The following is a 14,058-nucleotide window of genomic DNA, read 5'->3' as shown; positions in this document are numbered from 1 at the left end:
AAGTGACCGCTGTCAGTCTCGGTATGCCCCCCGTACCGCCGCCGCCGCTGGCCCCGCGCCGGGCCAGCCGCCAGATCATGGTCGGCTCGGTGCCGGTCGGTGGGGGCGCGCCGGTCTCGGTGCAGTCCATGACCACCACCCTCACCGCCGACGTCAACGCCACGCTCCAGCAGATCGCCGAGCTGACCGCGTCCGGCTGTCAGATCGTCCGGGTCGCCGTTCCCTCGCAGGACGACGTCGAGGCGCTGCCGGCGATCGCGCGCAAGTCGCAGATCCCGGTGATCGCCGACATCCACTTCCAGCCGAAGTACGTCTTCGCCGCGATCGACGCCGGCTGCGCCGCGGTCCGGGTGAACCCGGGCAACATCCGGCAGTTCGACGACAAGGTCAAGGAGATCGCCAAGGCGGCCGGCGACGCCGGTGTGCCGATCCGGATCGGCGTGAACGCCGGCTCGCTGGACAAGCGCCTGCTGGCCAAGTACGGCCGGGCCACCGCCGAGGCGCTCGTCGAGTCGGCGCTCTGGGAGTGCTCGCTGTTCGAGGAGCACGGCTTCCGGGACATCAAGATCTCGGTCAAGCACAACGACCCGGTGGTGATGATTCGCGCCTACCGGCTGCTCGCCGAGAAGTGCGACTACCCGCTGCACCTGGGCGTCACCGAGGCCGGCCCGGCGTTCCAGGGCACGATCAAGTCGGCGGTGGCGTTCGGCGCGCTGCTGGCCGAGGGCATCGGCGACACCATCCGGGTCTCCCTCTCCGCCCCGCCGGTCGAGGAGATCAAGGTCGGCGCCGCGATCCTGGAGTCGCTGGGCCTGCGCGAGCGCGGCCTGGAGATCGTCTCCTGCCCGTCCTGCGGTCGGGCCCAGGTCGACGTCTACAAGCTCGCCGAGGAGGTCACCGCCGGCCTGGAGGGGCTGCCGGTGCCGCTGCGCGTCGCGGTCATGGGCTGCGTGGTGAACGGTCCGGGCGAGGCCCGCGAGGCCGACCTGGGTGTCGCCTCCGGCAACGGCAAGGGCCAGATCTTCGTCAAGGGCAAGGTCGTCAAGACCGTGCCGGAGGCGCAGATCGTGGAGACGCTGATCGAGGAGGCGCTGCGGATCGCCGACGAGATGGGCGCCGAGATCCCCGAGGAGCTGCGGGACCTGGTGCCGGGTGGCGCCACGGTCACCGTGCACTGACCCGCTTTCCGCGTCGCCGTGCGGCCGTCCCCTCCCGGGGGCGGCCGCACGCGCCGTCTCAGGGCCGGGGCACGGCGGCGAAGGGGGAGAGGGTGAACCAGCCGGGCGCGGCGCGCCGTAGCGCCTCCGGTCCGGCGACCTCCACCGCGCCGCCGCGCAGCGCCGCGGCCCACTCCAGGTCGCCCAGCCAGACCTGGACCAGGGCGCCCAGGTCCGCGGTGACGGTCACCGCCACGTCGTGCCCGGGGTCGATGTCGCAGACGTCGGCTTCGCCCGCGGCGATCACCATCCACCAGTCGCGCTGCGTCGTGGGCACGTCCCGGAAGCGGAACCGCACGACGGTACGCCCCGGCGGAACCGCGTCGTGGTCGACGTGCCGGTGCATGTCCCACAGCAGCAGCTTCGGGTCGAGGTCGGCGTCGCCCAGCTCGCCGATCCAGCGCACGCCCCAGGCGCCGAGCGCCTCCAGCACGGGCCGCAGCTCGCGCCCGGCGGCGGTCGGGACGTAGCGCACGTCGCCGCCCTCGACGCGCCGCTCCACGACGCCGGCCCGGACGAGCTGGTGCAGTCGGCGGGACAGCAGCGTGGGCGACATCCGGGGCAGGCCGCGGCGCAGCTCGTTGAAGCGTTCCGAGCCGCTGACCAACTCCCGGACGACGAGCAGCGTCCACCGCTCGTCGAGCAGCTCCATGGCCTTCGCCACGGGGCAGAACTGGTGGTAGGAGGCCCCCATGGCGGGCACGCTACGCCCGGCCCGGCAGCCCGGACAGCGACCTGTCGGGAGCGGTACAGATCTCGTACTGGGGGCCGGGTCGCCCGATGCCTAGCGTCGCTGGCAGGGACGACAGGTGAGGAGCGAGGCGATGATCGAGGAACAGGAGCGGGACGCGGCCGTGAAGGCCGGGCACCGCCGGATGTGGGCGCTGGGTGACTACGCCGCCGTGGCCGCGCAGGTGATCCCGCAGTTGGGGGCGACGCTGGTCCGGGCGGCCCGGGTGGGGCCGGGCGACCGGGTGCTGGACGTGGCCGCCGGCACCGGCAACGCGGCCCTGCCGGCGGCCCGGACCGGGGCGGAGGTGGTGGCCGGCGACCTGACCCCGGAGCTGCTGGCGATCGGCCGGGCGTCGGCCGAGCGGGAGGGATTGACGCTGACCTGGCAGGAGGCCGACGTCGAGGCGCTGCCGTACGCCGACGGCGAGTTCGACGCCGTGCTCTCCTGCGTCGGCGTGATGTTCGCACCCCGGCACCGGGTCGCCGCCGACGAGCTGCTGCGGGTCTGCCGGCCGGGCGGGACGATCGGACTGGTCAACTGGACGCCGCAGGGCTTCGTGGGCCAGTTGTTCGCGGCCATGCGGCCGTACGCGCCCCCGCCGCCGCCGGGCGCGCAGCCGCCCCCGCTCTGGGGCGACGAGGACCACGTCCGGGAGTTGTTCGGCGACCGGGTCTCCTCGCTCACGCTGGGACGGGACGCGGTGGTCGTGAACCGGTTCGCCTCGCCGGAGCAGTTCCGGGACTTCTTCGCCACCCACTACGGGCCGACGGTGGCGGTCTACCGGGCGAACGCCGGCGACCCGGAGCGGACCGCCGGGCTCGACCGCGCGTTGACCGACCTGGCCGCCCGGCACCTGGAGGGCGGCGTGATGCGGTGGGAGTACCTGCTGGTCACCGCGCGCCGCGCCTGACGGCACGCCGGTCGTCGCCCGGCCGGCGTGCCGTCCCGGCGGCGGTGTTCACTCGGACTCGGCGAGGATGGCGTACAGCTTGCGCCGGGTCTCGTCGAGCACCTGGGCGGCCCGGGCGCGCTGGTCGTCGGTGCCGGTGGTCATAACCTGGCGCAACGCGTTCATGGCCTGCGCGCCGGCGTCGCGGATGTCGTGCCAGCTGTTGACGGTCTGCTCGGCGAACTCCGCCCAGGGCGGGGTCTGCGCCGCCTCGGTCGCCTCGGCCTGTCCCTGCTCGGTGAGGGCGAACCGCTTGCGCCCGCCGTCCGAGTCGGCGGCCGTGGCGATGACGCCCTCGTCCTCCAGCAGTTGCAGGGTCGGATAGATCGAGCCGGGGCTGGGCCGCCAGGCCCCGCCGGTGCGGGAGTCGATCTCCTGGATCATCTCGTAGCCGTGCATCGGCCGCTCGGTGAGCAGCGCCAGCACGGCGCCGCGCACGTTCGGCCGCCGGCCGCGTCCGCGGCCCCGGCCACCCCGGCCCCGCCCGTGACCGTGCGGTCCGGGCGGGAACGGCGGCGGTCCCGGGGGTACGGGCGGGAAGCCGAAGCCGCCGTGGCGGTGCATCTCGTCGTGCATGGTGTGCGCGTGTCGACGGAAACCCATCGGGCTCTCCTTCTGTCGTCATATCACTGATGCATCAACGATATATCGGCAATGCATCGGCGACAAGACGCTGAAGCAAATCGGGGCTGCAAACCGTACGTACGTCTTGTTAAAGTGCCGGAGTGCGCCTGCTACCCGAACCCGGGCCGTCCCGGACCCTCGCCCTGTCCATGCTGATCAACACCGTCGGTCGAGGCACCTGGCTCACCGCCAGCGCGCTCTTCCTCACCCGCTCGGTCGGGCTCACCGTGGCCCAGGTCGGCGTGGCGCTCACGCTCACCGCACTGGTCAGCCTGGTGGCCAGCGCACCGATGGGCTACCTGGCCGACCGGCTCGGCCCGCGCGGTCTCCAGCTGGCGGCGCTGATCGCCTCGGCCGGCTGCACCGCCGCCCTGGTCGCGGTGCGCTCGTTCGCCGGGTTCCTGGTGGTCGGCGTGCTCATGGCCGTCGCCGACTCGGCCAGCCGGGGCGCGCGGGGGGCGCTGATCGCCGGCGTCGTCCCCGCCGACCAGCGGGTCCGCACGCGGGCCTACCTGCGCGCGGTCACCAACGTCGGGATCTCGGTGGGCGCCGTCCTGGCCGGGTTCGCGCTGGCCGCCGACACCCGCGGCGCGTACGTGACACTGATCCTGCTCGACTGCCTCACCTACCTGCTGGCGGCGGCGGTGCTGCTCCGGCTGCCGGCCGTGCCGCCGGTGCCGGCGCCCACGCACGGACCCCGGCTGATCGCCCTGCGGGACCGGCCGTTCCTGGCCTTCACCGTTCTCGACGGGCTGATGTCCATGCACTTCTCGCTGACCAACATCGCCCTGCCGCTCTGGATCGCCGGGCACACTAACGCGCCGCGCTGGCTGGTCTCCGCCTGCCTGCTGGTCAACACCGTGGTGGTGGTGCTCTTCCAGGTCCGCGCCTCGCGGGGCACCGAGGAGCTGACCGGCGCCGGCCGGGCCGCCCGCCGGGCGGGCGCGTTCATCGGGGTGGCCTGCGTGCTGTTCGCGGCCGCGGGTGGCGTACCGGCGGCGGTGGCGGTGCCGCTGCTGCTGGTCGGCGCGCTGGTGCACGTGGTGGGGGAGCTGTGGCACGCGGCGGCCGGCTGGGGCGTCTCGTTCGGCCTCGCCCCGGCCCACGCCCACGGTCAGTACCAGGGGGCGTACGGGATGGGCATGCAGCTCGGGTCGATGGTCGCCCCGGTGGTGGTGACCACGCTCGCGATCGGCTGGGGCGTGCCCGGCTGGCTGCTGCTCGGCGGGTCGTTCCTGCTGCTCGGCGTGCTGGTACCGCCGGTGGTGCGGTGGGCCGCGCGCACCCGGCCGCCGGCGGCGGCGCCGGAACCGGTTCCGGCCGGCTGAGCCGCCGCTCACCGGCCGGTCGCCGGGGTGTCCGGTCGGCCCGCGCGCTCCCGGGTCCATCTGGCAGGCTGGTAACCGTGCTCACGGTGCCGGTACGCCAACTGGGGGAGTCGGAGCGCCGCGCGGTCGAGCGGCTGCTCGACCTCGACCCGTACGCGGGCGCGCAGGTCGCCGAGCGGGTGGCGGCGCGCGGGCTGGCCTGGTGGCGGGCCGAGGCGCGGATCCTCGGCTACGGCTCCCGCCGCAACCTGGAGTCGATCTGCTGGTTGGGCGGCAACCTCACCCCGGTGCTCGCGTCGGAGCCGGCGGTGGCCGCGTTCGCCGAGCAGTTGGGCGCGGAGGAGCGGCTCTGCTCCTCGATCGTGGGGCGCGCCGACGCGGTGCTCGGGCTCTGGGACCGCCTCTCCGCGCACTGGGGGCCGGCCCGGGACGTACGCCCGAACCAGCCGCTGCTGGCCACGGACGCCCTGCCCGCCGTGGGGCCCGACCCGCAGGTGCGCCGGGTGCGCAGCAGCGAGGTCGACCGGCTCTTCCCGGCGGCGGTGGCGATGTACACCGAGGAGGTCGGGGTCTCGCCGCTGGCCGAGGACGGCGGGCGCGGCTACCGGCGGCGGGTGACCGAGCTGGTGCGCGCCGGCCGGGCCTACGCCCGCTTCGTCGACGGCCGGGTGGTCTTCAAGGCCGAGTTGGCCGTGGTGACCCGCCGCACCGCGCAGGTGCAGGGCGTCTGGGTGGCGCCCGAGTGGCGGGGCCGGGGCATCGCCGCCGCCGCCATGGCCGCGGTGGTGCGCGACACGTTGGAGCGGGTCGCGCCGACGGTCAGCCTCTACGTCAACGACTTCAACCTGCCGGCCCGGCGGGTCTACGAGCGCTGCGGCTTCCGCCCGGTCGGCACGCTCGCCACCGTGCTGTTCTGAGGATCACCCTCTCCTCGCGTTGCGTCGAACCGGACACCCGGCGCTATGCTGGTCATGTTTTTGTACTGACCAGTCAGTTTAGTTTCGGGAACGGGTGTCATGACGATCGTCGAGGCCAGCGGGCTCGGGCTGCGGACCCGCCGCGGATGGGTCTACCGGGACGTCGACCTCACCGCCGCCGCCGGTGAGCTGCACGCGGTGACCGGGCCGCCCGGCAGCGGGCGCACCTCGCTGCTGCTCGCCCTGGCCGGACGCTTCCCGCACAGCCACGGCGAGCTGCGCCGCCGGGGACCGGCCGCGCTCGGCCAGGTGGCCGGCGTGCACGAGCCCGACCCGACGCTCACCGTCGCCGAGCACATCACCGAACGGCTGCTGCTGCTCGGCCCGGTCCCGCGCCGCCGCCGCCAGCTCGTCCCGGTCGCCGCCGTGCGGGCGCGCCGGGCCTACCGCCGCGACGCCTACGCCGCCGCCATCGCCGGCGCCGGCTTCACCGACGCCCCGCTCGACCCCGACCGGTACGGCCGCGACCTCACCCCGGTCGAGCGGCAGGTGCTCGGGCTGGTGCTGGCCAGCCTCGGCGGCCCCCGCCTGATCGTCGCCGACGACGTGGACGCCGGCGCCGACCGCCCCGAACGGGAGTGGATGTGGGCCGCCCTGGAACGCCTCGCCGACCAGGGGTACGCGGTGGTCGTCAGCGCCCGCGCCGTCGAACCCGGGGTGTCCGCCACCGCGCACCGCATCGGTGACCCCGCGCTGCCCGCGCCCGCCCTGACCGGTCCCGCCCCGGCCGGTTCCGCCCCGACCGCTTCCGTTCCGACCGCCGAGGTGCCCGCATGAGCGTGCTGCGACTGGCCCTGTTCGAGCTGCGCCGGATGACCCGCGGCCGGCTGCCGCGCGCCGCGCTCGCCGTGCTCACCGTGGTGCCGCTGCTCTACGGCGCGCTCTACCTCTACGCCTTCTGGGACCCGTACGGGAACCTCGACCGGATCCCGGTCGCCCTGGTCAACGCCGACCGGCCGGCCCGGGCCGGCGACGGCACCGAGGTGCACGCCGGGCGGGACCTCGCTGACGAACTGTTCGACCGCAAGGTCTTCGGCTGGACCGTGACCGACCAGGCCGACGCCACGAAGGGCCTGCGCGACGGCCGCTACCACCTGGTCTTCTCCATCCCCGCCGACTTCTCCGCCACGCTGGCCGCCAGCCCCGAGCCGGACCGCCCGGCCCGGCAGGGCGAGCTGAAGGTGGTGAACGACGACGCCACCAACTACCTCTCCGGGCTGCTCGCCCGCTCGGCGTTCAGCGAGATCCGGGCCGCCGCCGCGGAGAGCACCGCCGCCTCGTACTTCGACAAGATGCTCATCGGCTTCACCGACGCCAAGGCCGAGACCGGCCGGGCCGCCGACGGGGCGGGGAAGATCTCCGACGGGCTCGGCACGTCGCAGCGCGGCGCCGGTCAGCTCGCCGACGGGCTGGGGAGCGCCGAGAACGGGGCCGGGCAGCTCGCCGGCGGCCTGAACCAGGCGGTGCAGGGCGCCGACAAGCTGGCCCGGGGCCTCGACCAGTTGCAGACCGGCGCGGCCCAGCTCGCCGACGGCGCCGGCCGGGCCGCCACCGAGACGAGGGCCGCCGCCGCGAAGGTCGACGCCGCGGCCGACCGGTACGAACCGGTGCTGCGCCGCAACGCCGAGAAGATCCAGCGGGCGGCCACCGCCGTCGCCACCGGCGCGCAGCAGCTCGCCGACGGCCTGGACGCGCTACCCGCCAAGGCCGACGAGGTGGTGCGGACGGCGCAGGAGATCTCCGACCGGCTCGACGCGGTCGCGAAGGAACACCCCGAACTCGCCGACGACAGCGACTTCGCCGCCGCCCGCACGGCCGCCGACCGGGCCGTCACCCAGGCGAAGGCGTTGGGTTCCGCGCTGGACCGGACCGACCTGGCCGCGTTGAGGAAGCAGATGACCGACGTCGCGAAGACCGCCCGCGAGGTGGCCGCCGCCGCGCCGCACCTGGCCGACGACGTCGCCTCCGCCCGGGCCAAGGTCGACGAGCTGGCCGGCGGGCTCACCACGCTGGCCCAGGGCAGCGCCAAGCTCCGCGACGGGCTCGGCGACGCGTCCACCGGCGCCGACCAGTTGCGCGGCGGGCTCTACCGGCTCGCCACCGGCGCCCGGGCGCTCGACGGCGGCCTGGCCCAGCTCGGCACCGGCAGCACCAAGCTGGTCGACGGGCTGACCCGGCTGGAGGGCGGCGCCGGCGACCTCGCCGACGGGCTCGCCGCCGGGGAGAAGAAACTGCCCGGGTACGACGACGCGAGCAGTCGCGCCGACGTGCTCGGCGACCCCGTCGGCCTGATCCGCGACTCGCGACACCCGGCCGGCTCCTACGGCGTGGGCTTCGCGCCCTACTTCCTGGCGCTGGCGCTCTGGGTCGGCGCGATGATCACGTACATGCTGTTGCGGCCGGTCAACCGGCGACACGTGATGTCCGGCGCGCCCGGCTGGCGGGTCGTGCTCGCCGGCTGGCTGCCGGCCGCCGCGATCGGCCTGGCCCAGGTCGCGGTGCTCTACACGGTGGTGACGCTCGCGCTCGGACTGCACCCGGAGCACGGCGCGGCGACGTTCGGGCTGCTCGCGCTCACCTCGCTGGCGTTCACCGCGATCATGCAGCTGGTCGGCGTCGCGCTCGGCCCGGCCGGCCGGCTGGCCGCGCTGGCCCTGCTGATGCTCCAGCTCACCTCCTCCGGCGGCACCTACCCGGTGCAGACCTCACCCGGCTTCTTCCAGGCGATCCACCCCTGGCTGCCGATGACGTACGTGGTGGCCGGCCTGCGGCACACCATCAACGGCGGGCCGGCCGGCCCGGTGGTCAACGGGGCGCTGGTCCTGCTCGCCTTCGGACTCGGCGCCATGGTGCTCACCGTCGGGGCGGCGCGCCGGTCCCGCCGGCTGACCCCGGCCAAACTGCACCCCGAACTGACCATGTGAGGATGGGCCGGTGACGGACGGTCGGTCGCGCCGGCGGGAGGACACCCGCCAGCGTCTCTTCGTGGCGGCGGTGGAGCTCATCGCCGAGCAGGGTTTCTCGGCCACCACGGTGGACGACATCGCGGCCCGGGCCGGGGTGGCCAAGGGGACCGTCTACTACAACTTCGAGTCCAAGACGGTCCTCTTCGAGGAGCTGCTGCGGCACGGCATCGGCCTGCTCACCGCCGAGTTCCGGGCCGCCGTCGACGGGCTGCCGCCGCGCGAGGCGCTCGCCGCCCTGGTCCGGGCCGAGCTGGACTACATCCGCCGCTACCGGGCCTTCGCCCAGCTCCTGCTCTCGGAGATGTGGCGCACCAACCGGGAGTGGCAGCAGACGCTGCGGCTGCTGCGCGGCGAGGCCATCGAGGTGATCGCCGAGACGGTCCGGGCCGGCGTGGACAGCGGCGACCTCCCCGCCGACCTGGACGTGCGGACCGCCAGCTCGGCGCTGTTCGGCGTCGGGCTCGTGGTGGCCGTGGACTGGCTGGTCTTCCAGCCCGATCGGCCGATCGCCGACGTGCAGGAGGCACTGCTCGGCATCGTCCGCCGGGTCGCCCACACCTGACCGGAACGCGGTAATTCGTTTGATCCGCACCGGCCGGACGGGAAGGCTGGGTTCACCGCCCCCACCCGTCCGAGTCCGGAGGACTGTCCTATGCGCCTGCTCCGAGATCTCTGGACCACCGCACCCCGGCGGATGGCGGCCGTCCTGCTGCTGATCGTGCTGGGCGCCGGTGGTCAGGCCGCCGCCTCCGCGCTCGCCGGGCCGGTGCTGGTGCACCGCTCGTCCGGCTGGTTCGTCGCGCTCGCCGTGGCGCTCGTCGCCGCCGTCGTGACCGACCTGCTGATCGGGCTGATCATGGCCCGGCTCACCGCCGACTGGTCCGCCGACGTCCGCCGCCGGCTCTGCCGCGTCGCGCTCGGGCAGGACCTGCCGGCCCTGGAGACCACCCCGGTCGGCGAGCTGCTCGACCGGATCGACAACGACGTCTACCAGGTCGCCGCCGAGATGCGGAACACCGGCGTACGCCTGGCGCAGGGCCTCGCCGTGTGCGCGCTCGCCACGGTCAGCGCGCTGGTCGTCTGGTGGCCCGCCGGCGTCGGGATGGTGCTGCTGACCGTGCTGCTCGCGGCCACGCTGCGCCGCCCCACCGCCCGGATCGCCCCGGCCCGGATGGCCGAGGAGGAGGCGTGGTCCGACCTCGCCGCCGTGATGGAGGAGGCGGTGCACGGCCAGGACGACGTGCGCACCAGCCTCGCCCGCCCGTACGTGCTGCGCCTGTACGCCCGCCGGGCGGCCGAGGTGATCGCCCGCTGCGGCCGGGTCTTCCGGCTCTCCGCCCGGGTCACCGCGGTGGCCACCGGCGGGGTCCGGGTCGGCATCGCGGCGGTGGTGCTGGCCGGCGCGTGGGCGCTCGCCACCGGCCGGGTGGACGCCGCCCGGCTCACCGCCATCTGGCTGCTGGCGATCGCGTTCGGCGCGACCGTCGAGCACATCGCCCGCTGGGTGCCGCACCTGCAACAGGCGTTCGGCGCCTGGGGGCGGGTGCAACTGCTGGCCGGCGCGCCGCAGGAACCGGTCGGCGGCGTCGCCCCGGCCGACGGCGACCTGACCGTCCGCGGGCTCACCTTCCGCTACCCGGCCGCCGGGGACGAGCGCGGCCCGGCGCTGCGCGACGTGCGGCTCGACTTCGCCCGCGGCCGCTCGTACGCGCTGGTCGGCCGCACCGGATCGGGCAAGTCGACGCTGGCCAAGGTGCTCACCCGGGCCGTGGAGGTGCCGCGCGGCACCGTCTTCCTGGGCGACACCGACGTGGTCGACCTGGACGTCGAGGAGCTGCGCCGGTGGATCGCCGTGGTGCCCCAGCGCACCGAGATCCTGGCCGGCACGCTCGCCGAGAACGTCGCCCTCTTCGACCCGGAACTGCTCGGCGCCGCCGAGCGGGCGCTCGCCGAACTCGGCCTTGCCGGGTGGATCGCCGAGCTGCCCGACGGCGTGCACACCCGCCTAGGAGATGGCGGCCACGTGCTCTCCGCCGGGCAGGAGCAACTGGTGGCGTTCGCCCGGATCCTGGTCCGGGACCCGCACGTGGTGATCCTCGACGAGGCCACCGCGCGGCTCGACCCGGTCACCGAGAACCGGGTGCGCCAGGCCACCGAGCGGCTGCTCACCGACCGCATCGGCATCGTCATCGCGCACCGGCTCTCCTCGGTGCGGCGCTGCGACGAGGTCGTGGTGATGGCCGACGGCGCGGTGCTGGAGGCCGGTCCGCTGCGCGAGTCCGCCCGCTTCGCCGAGCTGCTCGCCACCAGCCACGCCGGCGCGTACGCGGGCGCCGGCGCCCGCCGCGGCGGCGTGGACCTGCTCGACGCGCCCGACGAGTGGGTCGACGACGCGCCGGTGCTGCCGGCCGACGAGCCGCGCCGCGTCGCCGTGCCGCGCGCCGAACCGCCGCCGGCGCCGCCCGCGCCGCCCGCCCGGACCATGCGGGAGATCCTGCGGCTGGGCATCAACGACCCCCGGTACGGCCTGGTGTCGGTCGCCCTGTTCGTGGTGATGACCCTGCTCGGGCTGGACGGCGCGGTGCTGCCCTGGCTCTGGGCCGACCTGGTCGCCGGCGGCGACCCGTGGCTGCCGGCGCTCGGCATCGCCGCCGCGCTGCTGCTGGTGCTGCCGCTGCCCTACCTGACCAACCTGTGGTTCCCGCAGTGGTGGATCCGCCAGATGCTGCGGATCAGCGCCCGGCTGGTGCACGGGCAGACCGGCGCGCGCCGGGTCAGCGGGCACACCCCGGCCGAGGTGGTGGCCCAGGGCGGCGACACCGACCGGGTGGTGCAGCTCGCCGACAACCTGATGGACCAGTTCATCTCGGTGGCCATCGTGCTCACCATGACGCTGGTCACCGGCAGTGTCGTACCGGCGCTGTTCTTCGTCGGCACGATGGTGGCCTCCGGCCTGGCGGCCACGCTGTTCGGGCCGAAGCTGGAACGCACCGCCGCCGGCACCGTCAAGGCGCGGGCCGCGTTCGCCACCGCGTTGGTCTCCGCGCTCTCCGCCGCCCGGACGGTGAAGCTGGCCGGCGCCACCCGCCCGGTGCTGCGCCACCTCGCCGGGCTGGACGCGGTGCGCAGCGAGCGGCAGCGGCGGGAGATCGCCATGCAGGTGTGGGCCCGGTCCACCCCGTCCGTCGCCAGTGGACTGCTGCCGATCGGGGCCTGGGCGCTCTACCTGGCCGGTGAGTTGTCCGCCGGCGCCACGCTGGTCGCCGTCTCCACCCTCGGCGCGGCCCGCTGGTTCGCCTGGACCACCGCGGCGCTGGTCTCGCAGTACCCGTCGGCGCGGGTGTGGACCCGGCGCACGGTGGCGATGACCGGGACGGCCACCTACTCCGCGGAGGTGCCCGGGCTCGACCTCGCCGCCGGCACCGCGCCGGCGCCCGAGCCGCCGCCCCGGCACCCGCTGCGTCGGCTGGAGCTGGCCGGCTTCGGCGCGCTGCACTCCGACGGCACGCTGGCCGTCCGCGACGTCGACCTGGTGGTCGAGCGCGGGCAGCTGGTGCTGGTGGTCGGGCCGGTCGGCGCCGGCAAGTCCTCGCTGCTGCGCGCGCTCGCCGGCATCGTGCACCACGTCGGCGCGCTGCGCTGGAACGGCGAGCCGGTCACCGAGCCGGAGATGTTCCTGCGCCCCAACCAGGTCGGCTACGTGGGGCAGCTGCCCCGGGTGCTCTCCGGCACCGTGGCCGAGAACATCGCGCTCGGCCACCAGGTCGACGCCGCCGGCGCGGTCTCCACCGCCCAGCTGGAACACGACCTGGCCGCCGCCGGGGGCGGGCTCGGGCTGCTCATCGGGCACAAGGGGACCCGGCTCTCCGGCGGGCAGCTCCAGCGGCTGGCGCTGGCCCGGGCGCTCGCCCCGCGTACCGAGCTGCTGGTCGCCGACGACGTGTCGTCGGCGCTGGACGTGACCACGGAGCTGGCGCTCTGGGCGGCGTTGCGCGAGCACGGGGTGACAGTGGTCGGCTCGACCGCCAAGCGGGCCGCGCTGGTCCGCGCGGACCACGTGGTGGTGCTGGTCGACGGCGTGGTCGCGGCCCAGGGCGCCTGGTCCGACCTGGAGGCCCGCTGGTCGCACCTGGCCGGCTGACCACCGTCCGCCCCGCCCGTCGCGGCGGGGCGGACGGGTGGCGTCAGAAGGCCCGGGCGTACTGGTCGGGCCAGGCCGGGGTGGCGCCCAGTTTGGCGGCGGCGCGGCGCGGCCAGTACGGGTCGCGGAGCAGTTCCCGGCCCAGCAGCACCAGGTCCGCCTCACCGCCGGCGACGATCTGCTCGGCCTGCTCGGGCTCCACGATCAGGCCCACCGCGCCGGTGGGCACGCCGGCGTCGCGGCGGATCCGGGCGGCCAGCGGCACCTGGTAGCCGGGGCCGACGGGCACGGACGCCCGGGCCGCCGCGCCACCGGAGGAGGTGTCGACCAGGTCCACGCCGGCCGCCGCCAGCTCGCCGGCGAGCACCACGCTGTCCTCGACGGTCCAGCCGCCGTCGGTCCAGTCGGTGGCGGAGATTCGGGTCAGCACCGGCACGGCCTCGCCGACCTCGGCGCGGACCGCGCGGGCCACCTCCAGGGTGAACCGCATCCGGGCGGCCCGGTCTCCGCCGTAGCCGTCGGCGCGCCGGTTGGTCAGCGGGGAGAGGAACTCGTGCAGCAGGTAGCCGTGCGCCGCGTGGATCTCCACCGCGGCGAAGCCGGCGTCCAGCGCCCGCCTCGCGGCGGCGGCGAAGGCGGCCACCACGGCGGCGATGCCGGCCTCGTCGAGCGCGGCCGGTGTGCGGTAGTCGGGGACGAACGGGTCGCCGCCCGGGCCGACCGGCGTCCAACCGCCCTCGGCGTCCGGCACGCCGCCGTGGCGCGGGGCCCACGGCCGGTACGTGGAGGCCTTGAACCCTGCGTGTGCGAGCTGCACCGCCGGCACCGCGCCCTGGCCGGCGACGAACGCGGTGACCGGCCGCCACGCGTCGACGTGCGCGTCGGACCAGAGCCCGACGTCCTGCGGGGTGATCCGCCCCTCGGGGACCACGGCGGTCGCCTCGCTGAGCACCAGCCCGGCGCCGCCGACGGCCCGGGAGCCGAGGTGGACGCGGTGCCAGTCGGTGGGCAGCCCGTCCGGGCCGGCGCTGTACTGGCACATCGGCGCCATCGCGATCCGGTTGGGCAGCGTGACGCCGCGCAGGGCGAGCGGCGTGAACAGGGTGCTCATGCGGTTCTCCTC

General features: G+C 75.3%; 11 protein-coding genes. 8 read left to right on the top strand and 3 right to left on the bottom strand.

Annotated features, from left to right (window positions below; translation table 11 throughout):
* Positions 1-2: 2 nt before the first annotated feature.
* Complete coding sequence (gene ispG / locus GA0070622_RS26030) at positions 3-1,178, top strand: flavodoxin-dependent (E)-4-hydroxy-3-methylbut-2-enyl-diphosphate synthase (protein ID WP_091580121.1); 1,176 nt, start codon at positions 3-5, stop codon at positions 1,176-1,178.
* Positions 1,179-1,236: 58 nt separating this feature from the next.
* Here the strand turns inward: ispG and GA0070622_RS26025 are convergent, their stop codons facing one another.
* Positions 1,237-1,911 carry a winged helix-turn-helix transcriptional regulator gene (locus GA0070622_RS26025; protein ID WP_091580118.1) on the bottom strand — a complete coding sequence of 225 codons (675 nt, stop codon included), beginning with the start codon at positions 1,909-1,911 and terminating at the stop codon, positions 1,237-1,239.
* 130 nt (positions 1,912-2,041) lie between these two features.
* Between GA0070622_RS26025 and GA0070622_RS26020 the strand changes: the two genes are divergently transcribed.
* Positions 2,042-2,860: a class I SAM-dependent methyltransferase gene (locus tag GA0070622_RS26020; protein WP_091580114.1), complete on the top strand. Its 819-nt coding sequence runs from the start codon at positions 2,042-2,044 to the stop codon at positions 2,858-2,860.
* A 48-nt stretch (positions 2,861-2,908) separates the two neighbouring features.
* Here the strand turns inward: GA0070622_RS26020 and GA0070622_RS26015 are convergent, their stop codons facing one another.
* Entirely contained in the window at positions 2,909-3,502 is a 594-nt protein-coding gene (locus GA0070622_RS26015; RefSeq protein ID WP_091580111.1) for a PadR family transcriptional regulator, read from the bottom strand.
* 122 nt (positions 3,503-3,624) lie between these two features.
* On the opposite strand from GA0070622_RS26015, the gene GA0070622_RS26010 reads away from it, so the two are divergent.
* From GA0070622_RS26010 to GA0070622_RS25985, 6 genes are all read left to right on the top strand, one after another.
* Positions 3,625-4,851, top strand: coding sequence for an MFS transporter (locus GA0070622_RS26010; RefSeq protein ID WP_091580107.1), 1,227 nt, complete (start codon positions 3,625-3,627; stop codon positions 4,849-4,851).
* Positions 4,852-4,928: 77 nt separating this feature from the next.
* Complete coding sequence (locus GA0070622_RS26005) at positions 4,929-5,768, top strand: GNAT family N-acetyltransferase (protein WP_091584017.1); 840 nt, start codon at positions 4,929-4,931, stop codon at positions 5,766-5,768.
* 99 nt (positions 5,769-5,867) lie between these two features.
* Positions 5,868-6,605, top strand: a complete 738-nt coding sequence (locus GA0070622_RS26000) for an ATP-binding cassette domain-containing protein (protein WP_091580103.1) — start codon at positions 5,868-5,870, stop codon at positions 6,603-6,605.
* A complete protein-coding gene (locus GA0070622_RS25995) occupies positions 6,602-8,752 on the top strand; it encodes a YhgE/Pip family protein (RefSeq protein ID WP_091580099.1) in 2,151 nt (716 codons plus the stop codon). Before GA0070622_RS26000 ends, GA0070622_RS25995 begins: the two co-directional genes overlap by 4 nt.
* A gap of 10 nt (positions 8,753-8,762) precedes the next feature.
* Positions 8,763-9,356 (top strand): TetR/AcrR family transcriptional regulator, encoded by a 594-nt coding sequence (locus tag GA0070622_RS25990; protein WP_091580095.1) that lies wholly within the window; start codon positions 8,763-8,765, stop codon positions 9,354-9,356.
* A 90-nt stretch (positions 9,357-9,446) separates the two neighbouring features.
* Complete coding sequence (locus GA0070622_RS25985; protein WP_091580090.1) at positions 9,447-12,935, top strand: ABC transporter ATP-binding protein/permease; 3,489 nt, start codon at positions 9,447-9,449, stop codon at positions 12,933-12,935.
* A gap of 43 nt (positions 12,936-12,978) precedes the next feature.
* Here the strand turns inward: GA0070622_RS25985 and GA0070622_RS25980 are convergent, their stop codons facing one another.
* The gene (locus tag GA0070622_RS25980) at positions 12,979-14,046 is read right to left on the bottom strand and encodes an NADH:flavin oxidoreductase/NADH oxidase (protein WP_091580087.1); all 1,068 of its coding nucleotides are present in this window, start codon (positions 14,044-14,046) and stop codon (positions 12,979-12,981) included.
* Between the last annotated feature and the right edge of the window lie 12 nt (positions 14,047-14,058).

It is taken from the genome of Micromonospora sediminicola, from assembly GCF_900089585.1.
GTDB classification, from domain to species: domain Bacteria; phylum Actinomycetota; class Actinomycetes; order Mycobacteriales; family Micromonosporaceae; genus Micromonospora; species Micromonospora sediminicola.
The sequence above is the reverse complement of the archived record's forward strand: the minus strand, read 5'-3'. Positions and strand labels throughout refer to the sequence as shown.